The organism is Blastomonas sp. CCH9-A1 (assembly GCF_001557175.1).
Taxonomy (GTDB): domain Bacteria; phylum Pseudomonadota; class Alphaproteobacteria; order Sphingomonadales; family Sphingomonadaceae; genus Blastomonas; species Blastomonas delafieldii_A.
On sequence record NZ_LSHM01000050.1, the window covers coordinates 33,346 to 55,580 of the forward strand.

Sequence of the window (22,235 nt, forward strand, 5' to 3'; positions counted from 1 at the left end):
GGACGGACGATGCGCAAGGCTCTCCTGACACTGGGCATCATCGCCGCCGGCACCGGGGTCGGGGCCGCGCTCGCACAAACCGTGGACGGTCTGGATCTGGGTGCGATCCAACGCCGCGCCGACGCGCAAGCCGCCGACGCCGCCATCCTCTCGGACGAAGTCGCCCGTCGGGCGAAGGACTACCGGGAAGACGCAGAAACGATCCAGTCGGCCGCGATGGAAAAGGTGAAGGGCCTCGAGCCTGCAACCCTCGCCAAGGGCCCGAAGGGTCCGGTGGACTTCGACGAGCTGGTCGCTTCGGCCGCAAGCAACCTGAAGGACAATCGCGGAACAGCGCCGCAGTTCATGGTGTTCGTCAGCCTCTCCATGCCGGAGCAGGCGCTACGCCAGATCATCAACGAGACGTCAGCCGCCGGGGGTTTCGTCGTGTTCCGGGGCTTCCCGAACAACTCGGGCAAGCAGTTCATCGCGGCGATGTCGAAAGTCGTCGAGAAGGACGATCAGTTCGCGTCGATCGGCATCGACCCACGTCTGTTCCGCGCCTTCAATATCACCGCGGTCCCGACTTACGTCGCCGTCTCAAGCGATTTCAGCCCCTGCGACGGGCTCGCCTGCAAGACCACGCCGCCGCCCTTCGATTCCATCTCCGGAAACGTAACGACGAGTTACGTCCTGCAGACCTTTTCCGACGACAATGGACCTGGCGCGCTCGTTGCGCGCGCTGCGCTCAAGAACCTGCGGGGGGCCAGGTGACGACGTGGCGCCGCCTTCTCGCAGCGGGGATCTCGGCCGCGGCGCTGGTTCCGATCGCGACCGCTGGCGCGCAACAGAGCCAGCAGACCCAAGCCAGTGGCGGCTACTATGATCTGAAGAACTACTCGTACTTCGAGCCGCAGCAGCCGCTGGAGCCTCGGCTCCCCGTCGATCCTGTGCCCGTCGATCCCGTTCCGACCGACCCGACGCCTGCGCCGACACCGACCCCGCCGCAGACGCCGTCGCCGACTCCGTCACCCACTCCTTCCGCGCCTTCCCCGACGCCGGCACCGCCGCCGTCGGGACCGAGCGGCGGCGGGCCCGTCCCGACCGCCCCCTACACCCCGAGCGGTCCGATGACCTTCCCGCAAGGCGACGTCGCCGCAGCGCGCGCCGATGCGAATGCGTTCGGCAAAACGAAGCGCGGTGAGAACGGCGGGCTTGCGACGTCGACCGATCTCGCCGCGACCGTACCCGGCTATACGGGCGCCAAGCTCCCGCAGGAAAGCCTGGCGGACGATCCCGATGGGCTGACAGCGCAGGGGACGACAGCGGCTGTGTCGAGTGACACGTGGCAGACCGTCACCAACCCGGCACGAACGAAGGTGATCGTCGATCCCGACGAGCTGGTGCGCAGCAAGGCGATCGCCGCCGACCCTGACGCCTATCTGCAGGGGCAGTCGCTGGGGGGCAGCACCGGAAGCTGCACCCCGCTGCCGTCGTCGGCACCCACCGAATATTACGAGGCGATGTGCAACGTCGGCTCGACGGTGACCGAGACGCCGCGCACCTGCACGAACCGGATGGAAGCCGTCACCACGTCGGTGAGCGCTTACAAGTATTTCTCGGTGCCCGACAGCGCCTACGGGACGCCGCTGGCGCGCTACGGCGCGATCGCGCCTTACGTCTCCTCGGGCGTCTGCAAGCCGACCGGTGTGTCGATGCTCGCCTGTGCGGCGCACACGATCTGGGGTACGTCCACGAACAAGTTCTGCAACCGCTACAGTGCGACCGAATATGTCTGCACCGCGGACATCGCGATCGCGGCCGATCCGATCCAGAACAGGAAGTACCCGGGCAAGAGCTATCACGAGCAAACCACGACCACGACGGTGACGACCAAGAAGGTCGATGGCTGCGCGGGCCTGGAGGCTGATACCACCTGCACGCCCAAGTCGGCCGAGGTCTGCACCGAGCCCGGCGAAACCCGCATCATCGGCGGCGTCGCGGTGACCGAGGCCTGCTGGGCTTGGCAGCGCGACTTCACCTGTCAGGCGATCACACCGGCATCCGACTGCAGCGATCTCGAGACGAACCCGAAGTGCTCCTATGTGCGGGACGAATGCCTTGACGATCCCCAGTCCGGTCCGTGCCAGGTGTCGACCAAGGTCTATCGCTGCCCGCTGCCCCCGTCGGGCGGTACCGGCGACACGCAATATATCTGCGGCGACGACGTCTATTGCATCAACGGCGACTGCGAGCCGATCGAGCGCGAGGCGTCGACCGAATTCAAGGACGCGCTGGTAGGCTTGCACACGCTCGGACAGGCCAACAAGGAATTCAACGAAACGACGATGACCCTGTTTTCGGGCACCCGCGAGACCTGCACCCACAAGCTGTTCGGCATCTCCAATTGCTGCTCGGGCAAGGGCGTGCCGCTACTCACGCCGTTCGTCTGCTCCGCGGCTGAACGCGAGCTCGACAAAAAGGACGACAAGGGCCTGTGCCATCGGGTCGGGTCGTACTGCTCCGACAAGGTTCTCGGCATCTGCGTGACGAGCAAGGACGCCTACTGCTGCTTTGAAAGCAAGCTGAGCCGGATCCTGCAGGAACAGGGCCGAGTCCAGATCGGCAAAGCCTGGGCAAAGCCGAAAGACGAAACCTGCAAAGGCTTCACGCTCGCCGAATTCCAGATGCTCGACCTGTCGGTCATGGACTTCAGCGAGGTCTATGCGGAGTTCATCGACGCGGCGAAACTTCCCAACGAGCTTGAAACGACAACCCAAATACAAGAGCGCATCGAGGCGTACCTCCAAGCAAATGGGAAAAAGTGATGGCCTCGATAACCCCGCTCGCGAGCGGACGCGGATTGCCCGACCTTTCGGTCGTGGAATTCGCCATTATGATCGCGCTGCTGCGCCTCGGGCCAAGGCCTGCTCCGCTACTGCTCGGCACCCTGTCAGAATGGTTCGGCCAGGATGTCACGCTCAGCGATATCCAGCCTGGGGTGCGGCGCCTCGTGCATCAGCACTTTCTGCGTTTGGAAGCGGGTGGAACACTGCGTCCGCAGGCGCGATCGGTTTCGCCTGTCGCGACGTCGTTTTCAGCGATGATCCGCATAGTCGGGACCGAGTTCCGTCGTGCTCTGGACAGGAGCGAAGCCCCAATCCTGGATCTCATATTGAAGCAGGTCGCGGAGGATCGGCGTCGCGAGGAAGAAGCCGGCAAGCACGGCACGTCACACAAGGAACCGGACAAGGATTAGCACGATGAAACAGGCTATCGGAATTCTTCTGGCGGCAACCATGGTCGCCACCTCGTTCGTCCCCGCGATCGCCACTGCGCAGGAGCGGGCGATGGGCAGCGACGATGGCCTGGTGCGAGTCCAACAGGGTGGCGACTTTTACTGCCGCGAGCGCAAGCTCGGCACATGGTTCTATTGCGAAAAACCGAAAGATGCGCCGGACTCGGCGAAGCCCGATGCTGTGCCGGTCGTTCCCGCCGCAGCGCAGCTGACGGCGATTGGAGAGCACCTCGAGGAACTGAAGGCGCGGGCCATCCTGCAGCCGACCACGGAGAACGTCTCCGAATACATCTCCTTCCAGCGGGCGCAGCTCGATCGCGCGTCCAACTTTGCAGACGTGTGGCGTCGAGCCATCTGGCAGAACCCGGAGCTCGATTATACGCTGCAGCGCCCGATCAATTCGGTCGGAAAGCGGACGTGGGAAGCGTCCCGAACCGCATCGCGTGATGCTGCGCTCGCGGCCGTCAACCAGCGGTACGGGGTGTTCTATTTCTTCTCGTCCAGCTGCGCGGCATGCGAGGTCTTCTCGCCCATCATGAAGGGGGTCGCCGACCGCTACGGCATGACCGTGATGGCGGTTTCGGTGGACGGCGGGCCCAGCGCGGTGTTCCCGCGATACCTCGTCGATACCGGGCAGTTCCAAGCCATGGGCATGGGCGGCAAGCAGGTGCCGGCGCTGGTCCTCTACGACACCGTCACCAAGCAGCCGATGCCCATCGGGTACGGGGTCATGGCGGCCGATGAGGTCATGGACCGCATCTTCACCCTCACCAACGTCGAGCCGGGGAAGGACTTCTGATGGCTGATCCTGCATCCTTGCCCGCTACGGGGCGCGCTTCCCGTCTCGCTCGGCGTCTCGGACGCCGGTGCGCGACATCGATCACCGTGCTTGCGGCGATGAGCTGGGCGGCGACGCCCGCTCTCGCCGACGTCAACAGCGAGATGAACTCGTTCTTCAACTCCGCCGGCGCCGCCGCGAACGTCACGGGTCCGACCGCGTTCGACGGGCAGGCAGCGGGCTACTATTCGGGCGGCAGCCTGTGGACGCGGTTCCCGACCAAGACGATCAATCCGATCAACATTCAGCTGCCCAAGGCAAGCGGCGGGTGTGGCGGCATCGACCTTTTCGGAGGCTCGTTCAGCTTCATCAACACCGATGAAATCGTCGCCACCCTAAAGGCGACCGCCAACAACGCTATCGGTTTTGCCTTCCAGCTCGCGATCGATTCCATCTCCGCGCAGATCGGCGGCGTCATGAAAGACATGAGCCACAAGATCCAGCAGATGAACGAGTTCAACATGTCGAGTTGCCAAGCGGCGCAGGCCGCGGTCGGCGCGCTCTGGCCGAAGATGGACGGTGCGAGCCAGACTATCTGCCAGAACCTCGGCCGCAGTTCGGGCCTGTTTTCCGACGAAGCGAAGGCACGACACGAGTGTCAGGGTCAAAACACGCGGTCGAGTGTCACGGCGTCGTCGACGGACGCGCAGGCCGAACTGCTCAAATCGAAGAACCTGACCTGGAATGCGCTCATGAGCCGCTCCGCCACCGCACCCAGCGTCGAATATGCTGAGTGGCTGATGACGATGGTCGGAACGATCATACAGATCGCTCCGGCTTCTGAGGCAGAGCCGGGCAAGTTCCGTTTCATCGGTCCGGCCAGCTGGGACACCTACACCGCGCTCCTTGATGGCACGGCGTCCCACCCTGCGCAGGTCTATACCTGCGGGGGCGAAACCGGGCCCGACCAGTGCCTCAATCCGCAACCCCGCAGCCTCACCGTCACGAGCGCGATGGCCTACAAGAATCGGGTCAAGGCGATGATGGAGAGCATGACGACGAAGATCCGGACGAACGGCGTATTGTCGGGCGACGAGGTCAACCTGCTCGGTATGAGCAGCATTCCGCTCTACAAGATTCTCGTCGTCAACGAGGCGTCGCATTTCGGGCTTGGCCGCGGCGACGTCGACAGTCTCGCCGAGATCGTCGCCGTCGATGTGCTCATGGCGCAAATCGACCGGATGCTCGACGATGTGAACCGAGCCCAGGTCGGTTACGATGCGCCGGATCAGGCTAACTTCAATGCCTGGCGGGCTCAGGTCGAGGACGTCCGAAAGAACCTGTCCGACAAGAGCCAGCAGCTCGCCTCGAAACTGTCGAACACATACCGGATCGTCGAACGCACGCAGATGCTCGAGGCGACCTTGAAGAACACCATGAGCCCGCAGCTGTCGTCATCCCTCCGGTTCGGCCGTGGATTGTCGGCGCAGGGTCTGAGGTAGGCGCCGGCGTAGCCGGCAGAGGGGAAGGGTAGGCCATGCTCGAGATCTTCACGGTCGGCGGCGGCGAATATCTGGTCAACACGTTCAACGCCGTTGCGGCGTGGAGCGGGGGCGGGGGCTTCCGATCCATGCTGCAGGTCGTCTTCGTGATGGGCCTTGCCTACTCCCTCTTCGTGGTCGCCTTCTCGATGGACTGGCGCGCGTGGCTGAACTGGTTCATCCAGGCCACCGCGATCTACATGATGCTGCTGGTCCCGACCGTCACCGTGAAGGTCACCGATCGGATCGATCCCAGCCTTGCGCCCTCGGTTGTCGACAACGTGCCACTAGGGCTCGGCGTGATGGCTTCGTTCACAAGCCAGCTCGGCGACTGGATGGCCGAGACGGCCGAAACGGTCTTCGTCATGCCCGCCGCGCTCAAGATGAACGCCGGCGGCATGATCTACGGCGCGCGCCTTCTCGAAAAAGCGCAAAACTCCTTCCAGATCACGGACCCCGTCTTCCGCGCGAACATGGATGAGCATTTCAAACAGTGCGTCTTTTACGACGTCCTGCTCGGCTTCACGCCAATGGAGAAGCTGACGAACTCGTCGAACCTGTGGAGCGACATCGGGCCCGGTAGCACGGCCCGCGCGCAGAAGTGGCTGGAGAAGACCGCAGGCGGTACAGTCGATTCGTACATCATCCCATGCAACGACGCCTACGGCCGCATGTCCGCGCAGTGGAACGCGTTGCTCGACATCGACGCGACCAAGCTGGCGAAGGTGACCTATCCCAAGATGGTCGACTCTGCGGCACTCGCGCGCCTCAAAGCCGATATTCCGCAGGTCGCGGCGGCAATGCACGGGACGAGCGGCGACGCATATCAGTATCTGCAGCAGGTCTCGACGATCGACGCTTTCCTTGCCGCGCGGGAGAGCTTTTCGGACGCTGGATGGGACGCCTACGCTTCGCAGCGCGCTGACGCCCAGGCCCGGAATACCTACACGTCGATCGCTCAGCAGGCGATGACGTGGGTGCCGCTGCTTGGCATCGTCCTGCAGGTCGTGTTCTACGCGATGTTCCCGGTGATTTTCCCGCTGTTCCTTTTCCCGCGGACAGGCATCTCGACGCTGAAGGGCTACGCGACAGGCTTCTTCTATCTCGCCAGCTGGGGCCCGCTCTACGTCATCCTGCACATGTTCGTGATGAACAGGGCGGCCAGTTCCTACGCGGCAATTTCACCTACCGGGCCAACACTATTGGTGGTCGACGGGATCACGGCCGTAAACAACGATATCGCGACGGTCGCCGGGTTCCTGATGATGAGCGTGCCGTTCTTGGCCGCCGGCATGGCGCGCGGCGCAATGGCGATCGCCGGGCATGCAACGTCGATGCTGGCGCCGGCACAGAGCGCTGCCGAGGCGGCCGCGTCGGAGCGGACCACCGGCAATTACAGCTATGGCAACATGTCCTATCAGAACCTGACGTCGAACATGCGTCAGGCAAACAAGTGGGATGAGCGGCCATACATCACTGGCGGGTTCGCGAGCAGCAGCTTCACCAATGCCGATGGCGGGGTTGAACATGGCTTCGCGAACGGGGATTACGCGTATGACACCCGGCAAGGTATCTCGAACCTTGCGTTCACCCCGACCCGGACCAGTGGCTTCGATGCGGCGGTCTCGCGGACGCTTTCGGAAGGGCAGTCGCTCGTTGACTCCCGGCGGCAATCGGCATCCGAATCTTGGCAGGCGACGGTGCAAACCGGCACGGATCTGTTGCGAACGGCCGAGCAGCGCGCATCGAGCGGAACGGAAACGGGATCTGGCTTCAACAACAGCTTGAGCCGGATGCACGATGTGTCCCGTGGGATCTCGAGTGGGCTGCAATCTCGGTTCGGCCTTACGGAAGCCGAAGCGGATCGGATTGCGCGTACTTCGCAGATGATCGGGGAAGGGAACGTCGGTCTCTCAGGTGGCGTTGGGAAGGGGAGCTCGCTGCCTGGTCTGAGCGCGCAAGCAACGGCCGGTCTGGCCGCACGCCTCGTAACGTCCGCTCAAAATGAAACGGGTCGGACGATTACCGCGGATCAAGCTCTGTCGGAAATCCAAGATTATCTGTTCCGCGAGACCAATACGAGTCAGGCGCGCACTGCGCGGGACGACTTCCAACGGGAGACCAGCAGCAGCTCGGACAGCCGCGTGCGGTCCCTATCGGAACGGCTATCGGCGGGCGTCACCGAGTCGCGTGGTCTCACGCGAGAGGCGGCCATTAGCGAGGAGACGTTCAAGCGAGTGTCGGACGATCTGCGCGAGTCTTCCTCGAACGGGTACAGCCTCAATCAGAACGACACGCAGGAATTCGTCACGTATGCGCAAGAACGCCTTCGCGCCGATCCCCTCCTGTCCTCGCAGGGGTGGACGCCGGGCATGGTCATGCCTCGCACGGAGGGACAGCGCCAAGTCCGCGACATTCTGCTGAACGACTTCGTCAACAGGCAGATCAACGATGCCCGCGAAAAGATGGGGCTGCGAATCCCCGATCGGTTGGACACCGGCTTGACCGGACCGTCGATCACGTCGGCCGAGGGTGTCCGTGGCTGGGGTGGTCGGCAACAAGCCGCCGTGCGCGGCCAAGGGCCCGATGTTGATGTACGCGCCAGCTCTCGTGATCAGGGACTTGCCGATGATGTGCAGGACCAAATTCTCGGTGGCTCGGCTCGTGTAATGCGCGAAGGGTTCGACTTGGACGGACGTGTGAGCGACGCACGCGGCCGCGGCGCAGATCTTGGGGCGCATGTCGACCATCGCAATCATCAATCGCTAATCGAGACCATGCCTGTCGTTTCGCCGCTGATAGAGGGCGCTCGCGAGCGAATTGGTGAAGCCTCTGACTGGGTCCAGAATCAGCTTGGCATGGGCGGGGGCAATGTCGGCGCCGGACCGGTGCAGACGGTTTTGCCGCGATCAGGCGCAGGTTTCAGGAGCTATTCGCCACAGAGCCAGCAGTACGGCACGGCGTCGCTCGTGAGCGAGCTGGCACAATCGTCCGCCGCATGGTCCGCTCGTGGCGGTTCGCCAGTTAACATTGGCGATATCAGCCGGCGGGGTGGGGGAGACCTTCCAGGCCATGACACGCATGAGGTCGGACGTCAGGTCGACGTTCGACCGTTCCGACACGACGGTTCGAACCAGCCCACCAACTGGCAGAGCCGGTCCTATGATCGCGAACAGACGCGCAACTACATCGAGTTCATGAAGGAGCGTAACCCCGGAATGACGGTGCTCTTCAACGACCCGGTCCTCGTCCGCGAAGGTCTGACCAAGCCGTACAGGGGACACGACAACCACCTGCACCTGAATTTCGGCAATCGAGGATAAGCAAACGGCGCGGCAACGATGCCGCGCCGTTCGTTATGGCTGGCAAGCCATCTTCAGAAAATCAGGCTGAGGGCCACCGCGCCAAAAAGGCCAAGAGCGACCATCAAGCCGAACTGCTTCCAAGACAGCTCTTGTTCGGGAACCGGGAGATTCGACCCCGAAACCGGGGAGCCGTCCATCAGGTGGCGGCCCAATCCCGTAGTCAAATCGTAAGGGTTTGAAGGGTTGGAGGCGAAAGACCTGAACTCCGGCGCGGCCGATTCAAACCGACGGCTCGGAGCGTCGTCGAACGACGAGGTCGCACTTGGCCAGTTATCGAACGACGACATGGTGATATCCTTCCGGCAAAAGGATATCACATTCGGAGGCTCGAGGACAAGCGTTCTCTGTCCGTTCTTCGGATTGGCGCCGGATCGAGGCTGTGTCTATCGCCAAGGAACAACGGTGCCGGTGGCCAGCATGGCCGCACCAAGATCGCGGCCGTTGGGCAGGCGACAGGTCGCAACGACCCGCTCGTAGCTGCTGCCGGTAGCCTGACACTGCATGGCGGGCGCGCGCACGCGGACATGGCCGGTGCTCAAAGTTCCTCGAGGTCCGCCCAAGAGAGCGACCATTGCGTCGCGCGCGGCCGCGCCGCTTGCCGCAGGGCAGGGGTGTCCTGGCTGGCAGGTCTCGTCCATCTCCCGCGCTGCTATATTGCCGACGCGAATTTTCGGACCCTCGACACACCAAATTGGCCCGTCTCCGTCCCAGACCGCGATCGGGGTGCAAACAAAGGCAGCAGCGGCGGCAAGAATGGTGGCGGGCATGATCTCTTCTTCTATCATACTGCGATGACAGTTGAAGATTCCTGAAGGCCAGGAGGCTTGTATTTGTAACCTGTATCGCATGACCAAGAGCTCGGCCGAGGTCGCTGGGTTGTTCAACGCCGCGCCCGCTGCAGCGAGCAACGCGCCGGGAGAGATCTATCCAGGCTACCCCGGTCTGGTCGTAGTCGACGGATCGATCCGATCGATGGTGTGGGGCTTTCCGCTGTCGCTGAAGAGCAAGAAGACGGGCCAGCCTCTGAAGCCGAAACCGGTCAACAACGCCCGCACCGACAAGTTGAGCCAGTTTTTCTGGCGGGACAGCTTCGAGAAGCGACGCTGCCTCATCCCCCTTACCGAATGGGCAGAGGCCGAGGGCGCCCGAGGGTCCATGACGCGCACTTGGCTGTCGCTGCCGGACGCGGAGCTGTTTGCCGTCGCCGGCGTATGGCGGTCTTCGGATGAATGGGGTGATTGCTATTCGATGGTGATGAAGGACGGCACTGGTGCCGCGGCCGAAGTCCATTCCCGAATGCCGGTTATCTTGCGAGGCGACCAATATCCAATATGGGAACGCGGTTCAGCCGCTGAAGCGTTGACCCTTTGCGAGCTGCCATACCAAGGAAATGTCGAAGTCGATCGAACGTCGGTGCCCTGGGTGCGGACGGGGAGCTAGAATGCACTACTGCCCGGAAGCGAGTTTGGATTCCATGCGCTGTATGGTTCGATAGACGGTCGGGCGCGACACCGAGAACAGCTCGCTGAGTTCACTGATCGAGTGCTCGCCCCCCTCGTGCAGCTGGTGCAGGTGGCGCTGCTGGCGATCGGTCAGCTTGGGGGGCTTGCCCTTCAGCTTTCCCTTCGCCTTGGCGACCTTCATACCTTCCCGCGTCCTCATCCGGATCAGGTCAGCTTCGAATTCAGCGAAGGTGGCGAGGATGTTGAAGAACATCTTGCCCATAGGATCGCTCGGATCGTGGATCTGTCGGCCGAGGGCGAGGGCAACACCGCGCTTCTCGAGCTCCTCAGCGATCGCGCGCGCATCGGGGACCGATCGGGCTAGGCGGTCGAGCTTCGGTGCGACCAAGGTATCGCCGGCGCGAACGGCGGCGAGTGCCTGCGCAAGCCCTGGCCGATCGCGCGAAGTGCCAGTGAGGCCGTGATCGGTATAGATCCGGTCGGCCGACACCCCGAGCTCGGCCAGAGCATGGCGCTGGGCCGTCAAATCCTGCTTGTCGGTCGAACACCGTGCGTATCCGATCAAAGTCCCGGTCATCTGTAACGCTTAGCGCCCCATCAGTGAGAATCTAGTCGTACTACTTAAATGAGACGGACTGGTCGACCCTAATTTCGGAGGACGGAGGCCAAATTCTATCGATTAGCGATTGGGCCAAACTTCGCGTCCGTTAAGCGACCCCCTTTCGTACACATTAGTTACCGCCCGACTATGGGTTGCTTGGCCCGATCAAGGTGGTTGGAGGAACCGACTTAGGCGTCCAATCGGATTCTTGGCGCAAACAATGTGATATGACATTCAGTGTCGCCATAGACACTTCTGGCTGCTACGGTCAGTCGCTGGCGTCGCTGACAAACCATGTCGCTGGCGACATGGCGAAGATCGGATTAACGGATGACTGTTCAAGTGAACATTACCCCAAACGGGCGAATGAGCCTTCCCGCTGACATACGGAAGCGGCTCGGTCTGGTCGGGGGAGGGGCCGTCTATCTCGACGAAACTCCCGACGGAGTTGTGCTGCGCACAGCGGCTCAGGCGGTCGCGCGAGCCCAAGCGCTGGCCAAGCAATATACCGGCGAGAATCCCGCATCGTCAGTTGCAGCGTTTTTGGAAAAGCGGCGCGAAGAGAGTGGCGAATGAGCGAGGTCGTGCTTGATGCCTCAGCTCTCATAGCAATGCTGAAAGGAGAGAAGGGGGCTGACAAAGTCGCCAACGCAATTGCCGAGGCGAGAGTAAGTGCGGTCAACTACGCGGAGGTAGTGACCCATTTCGTGCACGCCGGCATGCCGGAGCGCGAGGTCGATGCCATGCTCGATCCGCTGCCGATGACGATTGTGCCCGTCGACAAGGCGCTTGCGCAGATGGCCGGTCGACTGCGAGCCGTCACCGCCGACCTCGGCCTGTCGCTTGGCGATCGCTTTTGCCTCGCGCTGGCGCGGCGTGATGGCCTTCCTGCCTGGACAAGCGACCAAAAGTGGAAGTCGATCGCCGACGCGGCCGAAACGAAGGTGGTAACTTTCCGGTGAGACTGCTTGAAATTAGTTTGTGACGGGATGATCGGCAACCTGATCGCCTTCGTTCGCCGCGGATCTGGCAATAAGATAATGAGGCAGGCTTTCCACTGTGACCACACCCTTCAACGAACTTCTCAATCAGTATCGGTCAGCCGCGCGGTCGCAGCGCGAGAAGGGGACCTACTTCGAGCGCTTGACCAAAATCTGGCTTGAGCACGCACCGACCCAGGCGGGCCGCTATGCGCGAGTTCTTACCTATGCCGATTTTGCCCATGAACGCGGCGAAAGCGGCACCGACACTGGCATCGATCTTGTCGCGGAGCTTGCCGACGATCCGGGCCGATGGTGCGCGATTCAGTGCAAATTCTACGCTGAGGGGTATCGGCTCCAGCGCGCCGACATCGACGGCTTCCTCGCGGCCTCGGCGCGCGCACCGTTCGCGCGACGGCTGTTTGTTGATACGACCGGGGTCAATTGGACCGAGCACGCCGAAACTACGTTCCGCGAACAGGCTATAGAGACGCAGCGCATCGGACTGACCGAGCTTGCGGAGAGCGGCATCGACTGGGCGGCATTTTCTGCCGACGGGACTGTGAGGCCAATCGCCAAGAAGCGCCCACGTCCCGACCAGGTGGAGGCAATCGAGTGCGTCACCGAGAAGCTTGCTACCGCCGATCGCGGCAAACTGATCATGGCCTGTGGCACCGGCAAGACCTTCACCGGACTCAAAATCGCAGAGGCGATGGCGGGGCGGGGCGGCCGCGTGCTGTTCCTCGTGCCGAGTCTGGCGCTCATGCAGCAGACCGTGCGCGAATGGTCGATCGACAGCGAGGCACCACTGCGATCGTTCGCAGTCTGCTCTGACACTCAGGTTGGCGTCCGGCGCGCCAAAGACGACACCACTGACATCGATGCGCACGATCTGGAGATCCCCGCCACCACCAACGCGTCGGTGCTCGCGGCCAAGGCGACCACGCCTGACGTCGCCCGAATGACGGTGATCTTCTCGACCTACCAGTCGCTGCCAACGATAGCGGTGGCGCAGGAGAAGTTCGGGCTGCCGGCCTTCGACCTCATCATCTGCGACGAAGCGCACCGCACCACCGGCGTCACTTTATCGGGAGAGGACGAAAGCAACTTCGTTCGTGTGCATGACGCGAATTACATTCGCGGCGCAAAACGGCTCTACATGACGGCGACGCCGCGCGTGTACGGGGAGGCGGTGCGGCAGGTCGCACGCGACGAAGATGCCGCGCTCGTTTCGATGGACGATCCCGCGCTCTATGGTGAGACGCTGTTTACGCGCAGCTTTGGCTGGGCGGTCCAGAACAACCTCCTCACCGACTACAAGGTGATCGTGCTCGCCATCAACGAGGCTGACGTTGCCGCTGGACTTCAGGCGCGCCTCGCCGACGACGACAGCGCGCTCGTGCTCGACGATGCGACCAAGCTGGTCGGCTGCTACAAGGCTTTGACCAAGGCGGATTTCGCCGGGGAGGCGAATGGCTCCCCGAGGCCGATGCGGCGGGCGATCGCATTCGCCAAGAGCATCGCAGCCTCTAAGACAGTCGCAGCCGAGTTCGGGCGGGTGGCGGCTGACTGGCGGGCCTCTCTTGAAACGGTCGCGCCAGAGCTTGCGGAGGAAATGCCGCCGCTCGAGGTTGCTGTCGAGCATGTCGACGGCGGGTTCAACGCCAAGGCGCGCGATCATCTACTGAGCTGGCTCAAGGCTGACACAGGACGCGATGATGAGTGCCGCATCCTTACTAACGCGCGATGTCTTTCAGAGGGCGTTGACGTGCCCGCACTCGACGCGGTTCTCTTCCTCCATCCGCGCAAGAGCCAGATCGACGTCGTCCAGGCGGTCGGGCGCGTCATGCGGCGCGCTCCGGGCAAGGAACTGGGTTACGTTATCCTGCCGGTCGGCATCCCGGCGGGTGTGGCAGCCGAGGACGCGCTTAACAGTAACGAGAAATACCGTGTCGTATGGCAAATTCTGAACGCGCTCCGCAGCCATGACGAGCGCTTAGACGCGACGATCAACAAGATCGACCTCGGCGTCGATCCGGGCGACCGCATCGAAATCATTGCAGTCGCCAACGAGTTGCCGACCCGGGCGCAGAACGCAGGTGGCGGCATCGGCATCGGTGGCGAGGGCGGGGCGGGGGACACTGATCCCGGTGACGAACGCCCTGCGGCACCAGGACCGGCTCAGGACAGCCTTGCCTTCCGGTTCGACGAAGTCAGCCGCGCGATCATGGCGCGGATCGTCAAGAAGTGCGGCACCCGCACTTACTGGGAGGAGTGGGCCAAGGACGTTGCCGGCATCGCTCAGGCGCAGGTTACGCGCATCGCAGCGATCGTCTCCGCTCCGGACAGTACAGAGAGGGCGGCCTTCGAGCGCTTTCTGGCCGAGATCCGCGACGATCTCAACGACAGTATCACCGAGGCCGAAGCGATCGAGATGTTGGCCCAGCACTTGATCACCCGGCCGGTGTTTGAGGCGCTGTTCGAGGGCTACGACTTCGCCGCCTCAAATCCGGTCAGTCGGGCGCTCGAAAGCGTGCTGAGCGTTCTCGATCGCCACAATCTTGACCGGGAAGCCGAGGGCCTCGAGAGGTTCTACGCGAGCGTCCGGTTGCGCGCCGCCGGCATCGACGGAGCAGCCGCCAAGCAGAAGATCGTTCTTGAGCTCTACGACAAGTTCTTCAAGACCGCCTTTCCGACCCTCTCAAAGAAGCTGGGCATCGTCTACACGCCGGTGGAAATCGTCGATTTCATCATCCGTTCGATCGACGAGGCGCTGCGAGACAGTTTCGGGCAGACCCTGGCCTCCGAAGGTGTCCACATCATCGATCCCTTCACCGGAACCGGCACCTTCGTCACCCGGTTGCTGCAGTCGGGCTTGATCCCACCAGACCAGTTGGCGCGCAAATATGCGCACGAGATCCACGCCAACGAGATCGTGCTGCTTGCCTATTACATCGCAGCGATCAACATCGAAGCGACGTTCCACGAGCTGTCGGGCGGCGACTACCAGCCTTTCCCGGGCATCTGCCTCACAGACACCTTCCAGCTCTACGAGAGGGACGATCTGATAGCCGAGGAGTTTCGCGACAACAGCGGTCGCCGGACGCGGCAGAAGGCACTCGACATCCGGGTCATCATCGGAAACCCACCGTACTCGGACGGGCAGGAGACGGCGAACGACAACGCCGCCAACGTCGCTTATCCTCATCTCGACGGGCGGGTGCGCGACACCTACGCGGCGCGCTCTAGCGCCCGGAACAAGAACGGGCTCTACAACAGCTACATCCGTGCGATGCGCTGGGCGTCTGACCGGATAGGCGACCGCGGCATTGTCTCGTTCGTCACCAACGGGGGCTGGGTCGACGGCAACTCGGCTGACGGCATTCGCCGCTGCCTTCAGGAGGAATTCGCCGAGCTCTACATCTTCCATCTCAAGGGTGATGCACGAACCTCTGGCGAGCAGCGCCGCCGCGAAAAGGATAATGTCTTTGGTGTTGGCACGCGCACACCGATCGCGGTGTGGCTCTTCGTCAAGAACCCGGACGCCGATCACCACGGTCGCATCCATTTCCACGCTGTCGACGACTATCTGACGCGCGAGCAAAAGCTGGCGGAGGTCACGCGCCTGGGCAGCATGAACGGCGTGGCCACCCGGCAGGGCTGGCGCCTGATCGAGCCAGACGCGCATGGCGACTGGCTGAGCCAGCGCGATGGCAGCTTCGCCGAGCTGATGGCAATGGGCGACAAGGACGGGAAGGAGCGAGTCAAACTGTTTGCCAGCTACTCCGCCGGCGTGAAAACACAGCGGGACTGGTGGGCTTTCAACCCGTCACGCACGGCGCTCGGCGCCAATATCGGACGGATGATCGATGCGTATAACGCGGAACTGATGCGGTTCGATGCGGCGCATCCTAACGCGACGCGGAAGGAGCGGGAGGACGCGATCGACCGGTTCGTTGACACCGACAGCCGTAAGATCAGTTGGACTCGCGCGTTGAAGGACATGGCGGTTAAAGGGCGGCCGCTAGCCTACAACGAAGCCGCAAGCACGCGGTCGCTATATCGGCCCTTTACGCCTCAGGCTCTCTACTTCGACCGCGCTTTGAACGAAATGGTCTACAAGATGCCGTCAATCTTTCCGGCGGCAGGCTGCGAAAACCAGGTGATCTGCATTTCGGGGGTTGGCGGAAAGGTTGCGTTCGGAGCGATCATGGCGGACGGCGTGCCCAGTCTGCACTTCGCCGACATGGGCGGCTCGCAGTGCTTTCCCCTCTGGCTCTACGAGCCCGCCGCCCCGGACGCCGACCTCGCCCCCGAAGAGACTTTCGGGGAAGGGGAGCGTCGCTACCGCCGCCGTCCCGGCATTACACCGGAAGCGCTTGACGCCTACCGCACCGCGCTCGACGATCCGGCGCTCGGCCACGAGGCGGTGTTCTACTATGCCTACAGCCTGCTCCACGCCCCCGACTACCGCGCCCGCTTTGCTGACACGCTCGCGAAGGAGCTGCCGCGCCTGCCAGTGCCGACCGACCGGGCCGTGTTCGACGCATTCGAGCGCGCGGGCCGGGAGCTCGCTGACTTACACTGCGGTTTCGAAACCGTCGAACCTTTCCCCGTCACGCTGGTCCAAGGCGATCTGCGGCTCATCAACATCCCGGACCCCGCCACCTTCTGGCGCGTCGACAAGATGCGTTTCGGAGGCAGGCAGGGGGACTATGATCGCAGCATCATTCATTACAATCACAACCTTACCCTGACCGGCGTGCCGCTCGAAGCTTACGACTACGTCGTGAACGGCAAATCGGCGATCGAATGGGTGATGGAATGGCAGGGCGTCCGCACCGACACCGCGTCCGGCATTACCAAGGACGCCAATGCCTATGCGCGCGAAGAAGCGGGCGACCCGCGATACCCGTTCGACCTTCTGGCCCGGGTCATCGCGATAAGCCTGCGAACGCGCGAGATTGTGAGTTCCCTTCCGACATGGCAGGCCTGAGACAAGGTAATGAGCCGCTATCGCAGCCAGGTTCGCGAGGTAATCAATCGCAATTCGCTGGTCAGCCTCGCGTTGGCGAATGGCTACAACGCCTTCCTGCCGGTGTACGACGGCGGGATCGATTTCATCCTCTACAACGAGCAGACGGGAGATACGAAGCTCATCCAGCTCAAGGGGCGCTGGTTGATCGATCGCAAATACATCGGTCGAAGCCTCTGGCTAGCGTTCCACGATGACGGCTGCTGGTACGTTGCTCCGCATGATGAGATGGTGAAACATGCCGAGGCCTACGGCTATACCAAGAGCGCGAGCTGGACCGGTGGCGGCGCTTACAGCGTCAAAGGTTTGACGAAGCAGATGCGCCTCGATCTCCAGACCTATCGATTTCAGCCGCTTGAGGCGGTCTCGGAAGAGGCTGCGGATGCCGAGGCCGGATTGGAATTGCGCTGAGAGCTTAGATATGACAGTTTCTGTTTTGTTCTGGAAGTAGGTATGGCTGACGGTAGCGCGATCGAATGGACCGATGCCACGTGGAACCCGGTGACGGGCTGCACGCAGATCACGCGCGGTTGCGACAACTGCTATGCGCTTCGCTTCGCCGAGCGATTTAGGGGCGTAGCCGGTCACCCGTTCGAGAATGGGTTCGATCTCACGCTCAGACATTCACGTCTCGAGCAACCCCTGAATTGGCGCCGTCCGCGGATGATTTTCGTGAACTCGATGAGTGACCTATTTCACAAAAGCGTTCCGCGTTCTTTCGTCGATCGCGTTTTCGACACGATGGAAGCGGCCGACTGGCACGTGTTCCAGCTCCTCAGCAAGCGCTCGTCGCGGATGCGCGATTATCTGCGTGTCAGATATGCGGACCGTCCTGCGCCGCTACATATCTGGCACGGAGTTTCGGTCGAAGAGGCCAAGGCGCGATCGAGGATCGACCATCTGCGCGCCGCGCCCGCCGGAGTGCGCTTTCTTTCAATCGAACCATTGATCGCTCCTGTAGGTGAGCTCGACCTGTCCGGCATACATTGGGTGATTGTCGGTGGTGAAAGCGGGCCTGGCGCCCGCGCAATGGATGTCGAATGGGTTCGCGAAATACGCGAGCAATGCCAGGGCCAGGACGTCGCGTTCTTCTTCAAGCAGTGGGGCGGTATTCGGCCGAAGACCGGGGGCCGGGAGCTCGATGGCAGAGAGTGGAACGAGTTACCGATACAGGTTGCTGCATGATCGAAATTGACGTTCCATCCCACTACGTTGGTCGCGAACAAGCGTTCGTAAAGCACCATTTCCTGCGCTCATATCTGGAGCGGCTCGTCCATAAAATTGCGAGCGTTTACGATCAAGTGGTCTATGTGGATGGCTATTCTGGCCCCTGGAAAAGCGAGGACGAAGCTTATGCCGACACATCGTTTGGCATAGCGCTTCAAAGTCTGACCGCCGCGCGGAAATCCTGGCTTGAAATGCCGCAGCGGCGCCGTGATGTTCGGATGACAGCTCACCTGGTCGAAAAACAAATTGGCCCGTTTCGCGAACTAAGCGGGATTGGAGCGCAATTTCCACAGGTGACCGTGCATCCGCATCAGGGAGACTTCGTCTGCCTGGCTCCCACGATCGCGAATTCGCTCCCGTCGCGTGCCTTCACGTTTTCTCTCATCGACCCCAAGGGCTTCAAGATCGACCTCGAGGCTCTGCGGCCGCTGCTGTCTCGCCCGCGGAGCGAAGTTGTCTTTAATTTCATGTTCGATTTCGCCAATCGATTCACGGTCCTGCCGTCGTTATCGAACACCTACGATCGACTTTTTCCCGGAGTTGACTGGCGAGCGCGTCTTGCGGCCGTGTCGGACGATCCCAGCGCCGGTCCTGCCGAACGCAAGGCGGTATTCCTGGAGTGTTTCAAGGATGCTGTTCGGGCGGTGGGCGGCTTTACCTACGTCGCTGATGTCGACATCCGATATCCGGGTAAGGACCGAACCTACTACTTTCTCGTCTATGGCACCCGCGATGCCAGAGGTATTGAGGTTTTCAGAGACTGCCAGGTTAAAGCACTGGAAGCACAATCGACGATCGCCGGGCAGATGAGCATCGCGAAGCGTGAGACAGCGGGTCAGTCTTCGTTATTCGGGACGGAATGGGAAAAGCCGTCAGTTTCACATCGGCAGTTTTTGGGCGAAGAGCGCGCCGCGGCCCGATCGACACTCCTAGAGATAGCCGCGAACAGTCCGGGTACTGCTTGGGGTTCGGTCTGGCCAAGGCTTCTTGCTGCCCACGCGATACGCAAAACCGACGCCGGGGCGATTGCCAACAGCCTCAGAAAAGAAGCTGCTATCGAATTCCCCGGATGGCCTTCCGGAAAACGCGTTCCGTCTGACGAATATCGCGTCTATGTTGTCTAAGGTCGGATAAGCCATTGATTTAACATAAGAAACATTATCAATCTGAAATCTATGGTCTGCAGTGTAAGCGCAACGTGGAAATGAGACTCTCCTGCAATTTAGAAGCGAGACGGTAACCTCGCCGGCAGGCTTCGAGTGTCATGGCCACCTCCATTTTGGAGGTGGCCGCACGATGACGGTGATGACGATGAGCGCAGGCGAGATATCGCGGTTCGACACGCTGATGCGGGTACAGCGCGGCGAGTTGCGCGTGATGGATGCGATGGCGGTCCTCGGCCTGGCGCGCAGCCAGGTATTCAAACTGCTCGCGCGGCTGCGCGACGAAGGTCCGTCCGGTCTGATCTCACGCAAGCGCGGACGACCGAGCAACCGCCGGTTCAGCGATGCGTTTCGCGGGCACGTCATCGCCATCGTCCGCGAGTGCTATGCCGATTTCGGTCCTACGCTGGCGGCGGAATATCTCGCCGAGCGGCACGGCATCTCCATCTCGCACGAGACGCTCCGCCTGATGATGATGGAGGCAGGCCTGTGGACTGCCAAGCGGGCAAAGCGCGCCCAGCTCCATCAGATGCGACATCGCCGCGACCGACGTGGCGAACTCGTCCAGGTCGACGGCTCGGACCATGACTGGTTCGAGGGGCGCGGTCCGCGCTGCAGCCTCCTGGTCTATATCGACGATGCGACCAGCGAATTGATGCACCTCGAGATGGCGGAGAGCGAAAGCACGTTCTCCTACATGCGCGCGACGACGGCGTATCTGAAGCGGCACGGTAAGCCGGTCGCATTCTATTCCGACAAGCACAGCGCCTTTCGGAACAACAACGCCACGGCGGAGGGTGACGGGATGACCCATCTCGGCCGCGCGCTCGACAAGCTCGATATCGGGATCATCTGCGCCAATTCGCCGCAGGCGAAGGGCCGCGTCGAACGTGCCAACGGGACGTTACAGGACCGACTGGTCAAGGCCATGCGGCTTGAAGGTGTCTCGTCGATCGAACACGCCAACGCCTTCCTCCCGACGTATCTGGCGCGGCACAATGAGCGGTTTGCCCGCCCTCCCCGGGTCGCCCTCGATGCGCATCGCCCCCCTCGCCCCATCTGACGACGTCGACGCCGAAATGGTCTGGCGCGAGGAGCGGACGGTCACCAAATCGCTCTCGATCCATTTCAACAAGACGATCTTCATCCTCGACCCGACGCCCGCAGCCCGATCGCTCGCCGGCATGCGCGTCCAGATCTGCGAGTATCCCGATGGTCGTATCGAGGTCCGGCACAACCACCGCACCCTCCCCTACACCGTCTTCGACAAGATGCGGCAGGTGAACCAGGCCGAGATCGTCGAGAGCAAGCGCCTGGGAGCGGCTCTCGCCATGGCGCAGGCCATGCAGGAGGTGAGGCCGCACCACCGGAAGCGGAACAACAACGAGCCGGCGCGCAGTTCCGGGTCCTTCACGATCTTCGCCCCTCCCCCGCAACCGGATCCCACGAAGGTGGACCGGCGTCGGCTATGCACCCCGAAGCTGAAGCGTGGCCCGCGGCTGTCGAACGACGAACTGATCGCGCGTGGGCTGGGCGAGTACATGGGAGCACCTCAAGGTTTGTGACACGGACAGCGGTAAGCTGAACAGGTAGCGAACAGGGCGGCTCAGGCCACCTTGGCTCCGGGTCCGCCGGCGATGTTGAGTGCGCGGTAGCCGTCTTGATCGAGCTCGGCAGCGGCGTTTTGCCAGAGGTAATCGCCGGTCAGGCTGATGTGTCGCCAGCCTAGCGGGGCTACATGGGCGAGCAGCTCGTCGGGCGCGGGCTCGCCGCTGGCGCGCAGATGCTCGACGGCGCGGCCCATGTAAAGCGTGTTCCAGTACACGATCGCGGCGGTGACCAGCGTCAGCCCGGACGCTTTCAGCGCCTGGTTCTCGAACTGCGGATCGCGCAGGCGGCCCTGTTTGTGGACGAACACGGCTTGGGCGAGCGTGTGACGCGCCTCGCCCTTGTTGAGCCCAGCCTGACACTGCTGGCGGAGCGCCCTGGATTCTAGCCAGTCGAGCGTGAACAGGGTGCGCTCGATCCGGCCCAGCTCCTGGAGCGCGAAGTCGAGCCGGTTCTGGCGACGGTACGCGGCCAGCTTCTTCAGCATGACCGACGGTAGCACCACGCCGGCCTTCACGGACGCGGCGAGCCGGACGATCTCGTCCCAGCTTTCGCGGATGGCAGCGATGTTGAACGGGCGCCCGATCAGCTTCGCGAGCGCCTCGGGGCGGGCCGTGCCCGGGAACAGGCCGAGCCGGCGATCGGCTAGATCGCGCAGGCGGGGCACGAACCGGAAGCCGAGTAGGTGCGCGAGCGCGAACACGTGGTCGGACGCGCCGCCCGTATCGGCATAGTGGGTCGCGGGTTCGATGCCGCAGCCGTGCGCGACCAGCCCGTCCAGCACATAGGGCGCCTCCGCCGCGGTCGCCGAGATCAGCCGGACATGGTAGGGCGCGTAGGTATCGGCGACATGGGCGTAGATCTTCTGCCCCGGCTCCCGGTCGTAGCGCGCGTTGGTGCTGCCGGCCGCGCCCCGCCTGCCCGAGCGGAAGAACTGCCCGTCCGAGCTCGACGCGGTGCCGTCGCCCCACACGCGCGTGAGCGGCAGCGCGGCTTGCGCGTCCACCAGATGGCGCAGCCCTGCCGCGTAATTCTCTTCCGATACGTACCAGCCATGCGTCCAGGCGAGCTGGGCGTAGGTGACGCCCTGGCTGGCGTTGGCCATGCGCTCGATGCCGAGGTTCGTCGCGTCTGCCAGGATCGGGGGCCGGTGAGAGAATGTTCGAAAACGTACGCTAAGCATCCCGACCGTTCCGA

General features: G+C 62.6%; 17 protein-coding genes and 1 pseudogene. 14 read left to right on the forward strand and 4 right to left on the reverse strand.

Features of this window, described 5'->3' with window-relative positions; translation table 11 throughout:
• Positions 1-9 precede the first annotated feature (9 nt).
• From trbC to AX725_RS14535, 6 genes are read left to right on the forward strand one after another with little or no spacing between them, the layout of a single operon-like run.
• A complete protein-coding gene (gene trbC / locus AX725_RS14510) occupies positions 10-753 on the forward strand; it encodes a type-F conjugative transfer system pilin assembly protein TrbC (protein WP_066119225.1) in 744 nt (247 codons plus the stop codon).
• The gene (locus AX725_RS21555; protein ID WP_066119228.1) at positions 750-2,807 is read left to right on the forward strand and encodes a conjugal transfer protein TraN; all 2,058 of its coding nucleotides are present in this window, start codon (positions 750-752) and stop codon (positions 2,805-2,807) included. The genes trbC and AX725_RS21555 overlap by 4 nt, the downstream gene beginning before the upstream one ends.
• Positions 2,807-3,238 (forward strand): hypothetical protein, encoded by a 432-nt coding sequence (locus tag AX725_RS14520; RefSeq protein WP_066119231.1) that lies wholly within the window; start codon positions 2,807-2,809, stop codon positions 3,236-3,238. Before AX725_RS21555 ends, AX725_RS14520 begins: the two co-directional genes overlap by 1 nt.
• Positions 3,239-3,242: 4 nt before the next feature.
• Positions 3,243-4,076: a conjugal transfer protein TraF gene (traF, locus tag AX725_RS14525; protein ID WP_066119239.1), complete on the forward strand. Its 834-nt coding sequence runs from the start codon at positions 3,243-3,245 to the stop codon at positions 4,074-4,076.
• Positions 4,076-5,557: a conjugal transfer protein TraH gene (locus AX725_RS14530; RefSeq protein WP_231733296.1), complete on the forward strand. Its 1,482-nt coding sequence runs from the start codon at positions 4,076-4,078 to the stop codon at positions 5,555-5,557. Before traF ends, AX725_RS14530 begins: the two co-directional genes overlap by 1 nt.
• A gap of 35 nt (positions 5,558-5,592) precedes the next feature.
• On the forward strand, positions 5,593-8,919 hold the full coding sequence (locus AX725_RS14535; protein ID WP_066119245.1) for a conjugal transfer protein TraG N-terminal domain-containing protein: 3,327 nt from the start codon (positions 5,593-5,595) through the stop codon (positions 8,917-8,919).
• Between the two features lie 53 nt (positions 8,920-8,972).
• Here AX725_RS14535 and AX725_RS14540 read toward each other — a convergent pair whose 3' ends face one another.
• Together AX725_RS14540 and AX725_RS14545 are read right to left on the reverse strand one after the other, a co-directional pair.
• The gene (locus AX725_RS14540; protein WP_066119250.1) at positions 8,973-9,248 is read right to left on the reverse strand and encodes a hypothetical protein; all 276 of its coding nucleotides are present in this window, start codon (positions 9,246-9,248) and stop codon (positions 8,973-8,975) included.
• Positions 9,249-9,344: 96 nt separating this feature from the next.
• Positions 9,345-9,728, reverse strand: a complete 384-nt coding sequence (locus AX725_RS14545) for a hypothetical protein (RefSeq protein ID WP_353646945.1) — start codon at positions 9,726-9,728, stop codon at positions 9,345-9,347.
• Positions 9,729-9,759: 31 nt separating this feature from the next.
• Here AX725_RS14545 and AX725_RS14550 point away from each other — a divergent pair, with 31 nt between their 5' ends.
• Complete coding sequence (locus AX725_RS14550) at positions 9,760-10,401, forward strand: SOS response-associated peptidase family protein (RefSeq protein WP_502686120.1); 642 nt, start codon at positions 9,760-9,762, stop codon at positions 10,399-10,401.
• 6 nt (positions 10,402-10,407) lie between these two features.
• On the opposite strand, the gene AX725_RS14555 is transcribed toward AX725_RS14550, so the two are convergent.
• Complete coding sequence (locus AX725_RS14555) at positions 10,408-11,001, reverse strand: recombinase family protein (RefSeq protein ID WP_066119256.1); 594 nt, start codon at positions 10,999-11,001, stop codon at positions 10,408-10,410.
• Positions 11,002-11,355: 354 nt separating this feature from the next.
• On the opposite strand from AX725_RS14555, the gene AX725_RS14560 reads away from it, so the two are divergent.
• The 7 genes and pseudogenes from AX725_RS14560 to AX725_RS21790 all read left to right on the forward strand — a co-directional run bounded on the left by AX725_RS14560 (position 11,356) and on the right by AX725_RS21790 (position 20,995).
• Positions 11,356-11,601 carry an AbrB/MazE/SpoVT family DNA-binding domain-containing protein gene (locus AX725_RS14560; RefSeq protein ID WP_066114286.1) on the forward strand — a complete coding sequence of 82 codons (246 nt, stop codon included), beginning with the start codon at positions 11,356-11,358 and terminating at the stop codon, positions 11,599-11,601.
• Positions 11,598-11,987, forward strand: a complete 390-nt coding sequence (locus AX725_RS14565) for a type II toxin-antitoxin system VapC family toxin (protein ID WP_066114282.1) — start codon at positions 11,598-11,600, stop codon at positions 11,985-11,987. The genes AX725_RS14560 and AX725_RS14565 overlap by 4 nt, the downstream gene beginning before the upstream one ends.
• Positions 11,988-12,084: 97 nt before the next feature.
• Positions 12,085-17,001, forward strand: a complete 4,917-nt coding sequence (locus tag AX725_RS14570) for a DEAD/DEAH box helicase (protein WP_066114279.1) — start codon at positions 12,085-12,087, stop codon at positions 16,999-17,001.
• 9 nt (positions 17,002-17,010) lie between these two features.
• Positions 17,011-17,451 (forward strand): hypothetical protein, encoded by a 441-nt coding sequence (locus AX725_RS20980; protein ID WP_066114276.1) that lies wholly within the window; start codon positions 17,011-17,013, stop codon positions 17,449-17,451.
• Positions 17,452-17,493: 42 nt separating this feature from the next.
• Positions 17,494-18,225, forward strand: a complete 732-nt coding sequence (locus AX725_RS14580) for a DUF5131 family protein (RefSeq protein WP_066114271.1) — start codon at positions 17,494-17,496, stop codon at positions 18,223-18,225.
• Entirely contained in the window at positions 18,222-19,391 is a 1,170-nt protein-coding gene (gene tcmP / locus AX725_RS14585) for a three-Cys-motif partner protein TcmP (protein WP_066114266.1), read from the forward strand. Before AX725_RS14580 ends, tcmP begins: the two co-directional genes overlap by 4 nt.
• 172 nt (positions 19,392-19,563) lie before the next feature.
• A pseudogene (locus AX725_RS21790) lies at positions 19,564-20,995 on the forward strand (ISNCY family transposase).
• Positions 20,996-21,036: 41 nt separating this feature from the next.
• On the opposite strand, the gene AX725_RS14595 reads toward AX725_RS21790, so the two are convergent.
• A partial coding sequence (locus AX725_RS14595; RefSeq protein WP_156458503.1) for a Tn3 family transposase occupies positions 21,037-22,235 on the reverse strand: 1,199 nt, incomplete at its 5' end.